Raw genomic sequence first — 5,663 nt, 5'->3', positions numbered from 1 at the left:
CTTTGCATTTCTTTAAGTGGATCTACCGTTGAAGAATAAGGCATTATTGTTGATGATAAGTATATGTTGGTAACTTCTAAAGTTTAGAGTTATCCCGTTTTTTTATTAGTTATTATAGAAACTGAAACCAGTCAGTCAAATAAAGGTGATTAATTATAGGATTAGCTCTAAAATAAGTTATTATAAATTTTCATCAGACGATTCAACTTTTTATTAATAAAATGTTCTTAGTAAAATGTCATATCCTTCTAAAGATAATAATTTGGAGAAATCTCTACTTCAAGAAATACTAAACCCATCGGATTATGATACAAATTTTGAAAATTTTACTCAGATGATTACTGACTTGTTTGGGGTAGATTTCTGCTTAATTATTTCTGATTTTAATCATCTAAAGTATTTTTATACAGTAGGAAAGTCTAATGAAAATAATTCAGTTATTTCTCCTAAAAAAGTATCTAATTTAATGCAGAGCTTTTGGATGATCAATTTAAAATATGAGTCAAAAATCAATTCTGTTAGTAATTTAGAACATAAAAAACATCAAAAACTATTACCTTTTTTTCAAGAGTTTAATGTTAAATCTCTGTAGGAATAAGTACAAGTTTTAAAGGACAAATCAATGGGATTATCATCTTAGGTAAACAAGAACCATTACAATGGAGTCAGAAAGACAAAACAACATTAAAAAGAGTTTCCTGTATTATTGGAATGGCTTGTCATTTAAGTCAAATAAATACAATTATTAATGAAAAAAATATTAATAGAGATTCTCCTCTTTTTCAGAGTAATACTCCTAAACCCATAGAAGAAAACCCTATCCTCAAACTCTGGTGGCAAAGTACAAAAAACAATTAGATAAACAGTTAGAATGGAATAGAAAAGTTATCTATAACATGATCACTATTATGAGTGATCAAACCCGTAATCCTCTCGCTATTATTAAAATGGTAATTACTGTTTTGCGAAGTAAAGAATTGTCTCCTGAAGACTTAATAAAACGATTGACAATGTTAGAAGAAGCTTGGAGTAAGCTGAATAATATCAATGAAAAGATTTTACAATTAAAACATTTAAAATCTCAAGATTCTAGTTGTAATTTAGTTTCTACTAATCTAAAAGAATTGATTGATAATATAACACATACTTGTCAAAGTAAATGGCAAGAAGATGCTAAAAATTCTCTTACACTAAGGATTGATTTTAGTCTCCAACCTAAACAATTGATTATAACTGATACTCAACATTTCACGAATATTATAGAAGAACTATTAACAAACGCTGGTAAATTTTCCGTTCCTAACTCCACTGTTACTTTAGAAGTAAATCAAGAGAATAATTCTAATAATTCACCAATTATTATCACCTTATCGAATCTTAGTGAATATGGTTGTCAAGACAATACGACTGAGTTTTTTGAACCTTTTTATCGAGAACAAATTGTTATAGATAGTGGGATTCCGGGCATCGGAGTCGGATTGAATATTGTTAAAGATTTAGTGGAACTCCTTCAGGGAAAAATTACCGTTCATTGTCTTCCCACAGAAAACCCTAAACATTGTAAAATTGTATTTAGATTGGTTCTTCCTCAATCCTTATCCTCATCGTAATTTAAACGTTGTATGCTAACTAAACGCGGTTCCTCGAAGTCACTGCGCTGGCAACATTCTCGATATTCAGCCCTTGGCCGTCAATGGGAAGTTTCCTTATTTACGTTTCAATTTTTACTCTTTCTATTATGGGATAAACTATTAAAAAATAATAGTATAAAACAACGACAAAAAAGAGCAAGATGGTTAGTTAGAAACTTACTGCAACTGGGGCCAACTTTTATTAAAATTGGTCAATCTTTATCAACTCGTGCTGATTTAATACCCTTAGAATATATTCAAGAATTAAGCCAACTTCAAGATAATGTTCCTCCTTTTAGTACCGAGGAAGCGGTTATAATGATTGAAAAGGAGTTAGGTCAACCCGTTTATGATTTATTCGATAGTTTTGAAACAGAACCGTTAGCATCAGCAAGTTTAGGACAAGTTCATCGAGCAAAATTATATTCAGGAAAAGAAGTTGTTGTCAAAGTACAACGACCTGGGTTAGAAAAAATTTTTAATTTAGATTTTGAAGTTGTTCACCGTTTAATACGTATTTTAACTCGTTTTTTTGTCTCTTTTAAGAAGTATAATCTAGAAGCCATTTATGAAGAATTTTTTGAGCTATTATTTCAAGAAATTGATTATATTCATGAAGGAAAAAATGCAGAAAGATTTCGGGATAATTTTAGAGGTTATTCTCAAATCAAGGTTCCTAAAATTTACTGGAAATATAGCACTAAGAAAATTTTGACCTTAGAATATTTACCAGGAATTAAAGTGGATGATCGAGCAGCATTAGAAGCGAATAATGTTAATTTAGATCGCATTATTCAATTAGGAATTTGTTCTTATTTAAAACAATTATTAATCGATGGTTTTTTTCAATCCGATCCTCATCCGGGCAATATGGCAGTCAGTCAACGAGGGGAACTAATTTTTTATGATTTTGGAACCATGGCCGAAGTCAAAACCTTTGCCAAAGATCAGATGATTGAGGTCTTTTTTGCTGTCTTAAAAAAAGATACGGATAAAGTGGTCAATAACTTAGTTTATATGGGATTAATTGAACCCTTAAATGACATGACTCCAGTGAAAAGAATTGTTTCTTTTTTATTGGATAATTTTCGGGATAAACCAGTTGATGTTCGCGCATTTGAACAGATCAGTGATGAAGTTTATGTTATGTTCAAAAATCAACCCTTTCGTTTACCTCCACAAATGACCTTTATTCTCAAATCTTTGACCACTTTAGATGGTATTGCCAGAGCATTAGATCCTCAATATAATTTATTAGCAGCCAGTCAACCTTTTGTTAAAAATTTAGCCTTAAGTGGGGGTCGAGGTAGTTTAGTAACAGCTATTGTAAAACAAGCAAAAGGGGTTATTAAAGATACTTTCAGTCAAACTAATACATCTCAGGTATTTTTGAGAGGTTTAGAGGAAAGAATCGATAGAGGCGAGTTACAATTTAGAATCCGTTCCCTAGAAAGCGAACGAGCATTAAAACGAATTAATTTAGGAATAAAAAGTTTAATCTATGCTTGTTTGACAGGATTTATATTATTATCTGCTTCTATTTTAATGACAACAATTTATATTAAGTTTGCTTTGATTTGTTTTGGTTTTGCCGGACTATTCAGTTTATTTTTGTTTAAGTCTTTACTTTCTTTAATATTACAAGAAAAAGTAGATCGGTTGTTGGAAAAGTAACATTATCATTCAATATATTTTACTTCAAAAACTAAAGATTAAGTACCACTCTAAATCCTAGTCTATCATTACAAAAAGAAGGCTTACGAAACGCTCTATGACTACATCTGGGCCATCCACTCGACTGGTATTGATCTATCCCTCCTCGCCAAACTTTATACTCTCCTATTTCAGGACCTGTTGGGTTTATTGTTTTGGTTAAATCGTTTCGATAGTATGTTTCTCCATAATCATATGGTCCTTCATCATACCAATCCAAGCACCATTCAGCTATATTCTGCCACATATCCAAACAGCCATAGGGACTTTGCCTATCTAGGCGCACACCTACTGGTAAGATTGTTGTAGAAACTGGAGGAAATTCATACCAGTCTTCTGGTTCTTCATTTCCCCAAGGATAAAGCTGTCCACATTCTCCACGACACGCTTTTTCCCATTGTGCTTCCGTAGGCAGTGCATACTTATCTCCTGTTGCTTCTGAAAGCCATTTAGTAAATTCATAAGCATCAAACCAAGTTACATAAGTGATCGGACATAATTCATTAGGAACTGTCTGTGTTATTTCTTTATAAAAACTCCAATGGTAAGTAGTTGATTGAAGAAACTGCATCCATAAATCTATAGTAACTGGAGTTCGTTGAATTTTATAAGTTGATAACCATATTTGCCTTTCTGGTTCTTCATCTGTTTCAGCTTCAACATCAGTATCCATGTTAGCTCCCATTATAAATGTTCCTTCTGGAACTTCTACTAAATCTAATTTGATTTTGTCCATTTTAAATTCAATAAAATCGGCTACTTGTAATAATTAGGATTATATAAATTAACACGAATGTCGGCCAACTCCCCAATTCCTAAAAGAATAACTCCAAACTAAAGTTACCTTAATTCCCTAAACCCTGATAATAATAGAGATAGGAACCTTCTTGACAAAAATGCTAATTACTGATTCTCTCCTACTGGATTATAAACGATGTTCACGCCGTGCCTTTCTCAATATGTATGGTGATTCCACACAACAAGATCCAGAGAGAGACTTTTTGCAGAAACTGCGACAAGAAAATAAACGCCACACTGCCTTAGTCTTAGAAACTTTCTATCCTCATTATCAACAATCTCATGTCTCTGGACTCAGTTGGAGAGAAAAAGCCAAAGTAACAGAACAACTCATGCAACAAGGGGTTGATTGTATCTACAAAGGAATCTTATGGGTTGATGATACCGCACAATCAAGTTATGACTCAGAAGAGTTTCCGAGCATTTTTCCTTTGGGTTACGAATATTTAGGGAAACCTCATTTATTAATCAAGCAACCCGGTGAGTCTAAATTTGGAAATTGGTCTTATTATCCGGTTAGCATTCATCTGGGCCGCAAAGCTAAACCAGAATATAAGCTATTAGCAACCTTTTATGCTCAATTGTTGGCTATTATTCAACAAACTGCTCCTCCTACTCCAGAATTAATTGTCCGTCCCTTGAAACATTCCTCCGTTGATGTCATTCAATGGTTACCAAAGTTACAGCTAGTTTTAGACGAATGTGTAACAATGCTTGGAGCAGTCCAAGAACCAGAAGTCTTTATTTCGAGGCAACGGTGTAATCTTTGTCGCTGGTACAGTTATTGTTATGGAATTGCTCAATCTCAGCAGCATCTCTCTTTAGTGCCAGGGGTGACACCCAGTCGTTATCAGTCTTTACAAGACATTGGGGTTCATACCACTGAGTCTTTAGCCACAGCTAATTTAAACGCCATAGAAGAACAGATCGGCACAAAACTAGCTCAGAGACTACAACAACAGGCGCGATCGCTGGTTCATAACCAACCTATTCTCCATGCTCAATCTCAGTATAATCCATCAGAAACCCTTTCTAACCAAACTATTGAACTCTATTTTGATATTGAAGCTGAACCGGAACGAAATTTAGATTATTTATTAGGGGTTGTGGTATTTAATCGTTTAACTCACACCCAAACCTTTTATCCTTTTTAGCAGAAACCCCCCAAGAAGAAGGGATGATTTGGGAACAATTTCTCGAGTTAGTTAATCATTATCATCAAGCGCCTATTTTTCACTTTTCAGACTACGAGAAAGATACCATTCAACGGTTAGGAAACTTATACCAAACCCCTAACTCCCAAATTAAACAGTTAATGCCTCGTTTAATTGATCTTCATCACTGTGTGACTACTCGGTAATTCTCCCAGTAGAAAACTACTCCCTCAAGTCTTTAGCCAACTGGATAGGGTTTCATTGGCGTGATGCAGGCATCAGTGGGGATCAATGCGTTTGCTGGTATGACCAATGGTTAACCACAGGAGATCGCAGTTGCTTAGCTTCTATTTTGCGTTATAATGAA

The 5,663-nt window shown here is 33.8% G+C and carries 4 protein-coding genes and 1 pseudogene; 4 read left to right on the top strand and 1 reads right to left on the bottom strand.

The window, feature by feature from the left end; all coding sequences use genetic code 11:
* Positions 1–235: 235 nt before the first annotated feature.
* The 3 genes from C4E06_RS28035 (at position 236) to C4E06_RS15920 (ending at position 3,305) form a co-directional block, all read left to right on the top strand.
* On the top strand, positions 236–592 hold the full coding sequence (locus C4E06_RS28035; protein ID WP_198648732.1) for a hypothetical protein: 357 nt from the start codon (positions 236–238) through the stop codon (positions 590–592).
* Between the two features lie 241 nt (positions 593–833).
* The gene (locus C4E06_RS28030; protein WP_198648731.1) at positions 834–1,610 is read left to right on the top strand and encodes a sensor histidine kinase KdpD; all 777 of its coding nucleotides are present in this window, start codon (positions 834–836) and stop codon (positions 1,608–1,610) included.
* Between the two features lie 12 nt (positions 1,611–1,622).
* Positions 1,623–3,305: an AarF/ABC1/UbiB kinase family protein gene (locus C4E06_RS15920; protein WP_107668961.1), complete on the top strand. Its 1,683-nt coding sequence runs from the start codon at positions 1,623–1,625 to the stop codon at positions 3,303–3,305.
* Positions 3,306–3,336: 31 nt separating this feature from the next.
* On the opposite strand, the gene C4E06_RS15915 is transcribed toward C4E06_RS15920, so the two are convergent.
* Positions 3,337–4,080, bottom strand: a complete 744-nt coding sequence (locus C4E06_RS15915) for an SUMF1/EgtB/PvdO family nonheme iron enzyme (RefSeq protein WP_107668960.1) — start codon at positions 4,078–4,080, stop codon at positions 3,337–3,339.
* 160 nt (positions 4,081–4,240) lie between these two features.
* On the opposite strand from C4E06_RS15915, the pseudogene C4E06_RS15910 reads away from it, so the two are divergent.
* Positions 4,241–5,663, top strand: a pseudogene (locus tag C4E06_RS15910) (TM0106 family RecB-like putative nuclease); the annotation flags it as partial.

This window comes from Cyanothece sp. BG0011 (assembly GCF_003013815.1).
Classification (GTDB): Bacteria; Cyanobacteriota; Cyanobacteriia; order Cyanobacteriales; family Microcystaceae; genus Crocosphaera.
The sequence above is the reverse complement of the archived record's forward strand: the minus strand, read 5'-3'. Positions and strand labels throughout refer to the sequence as shown.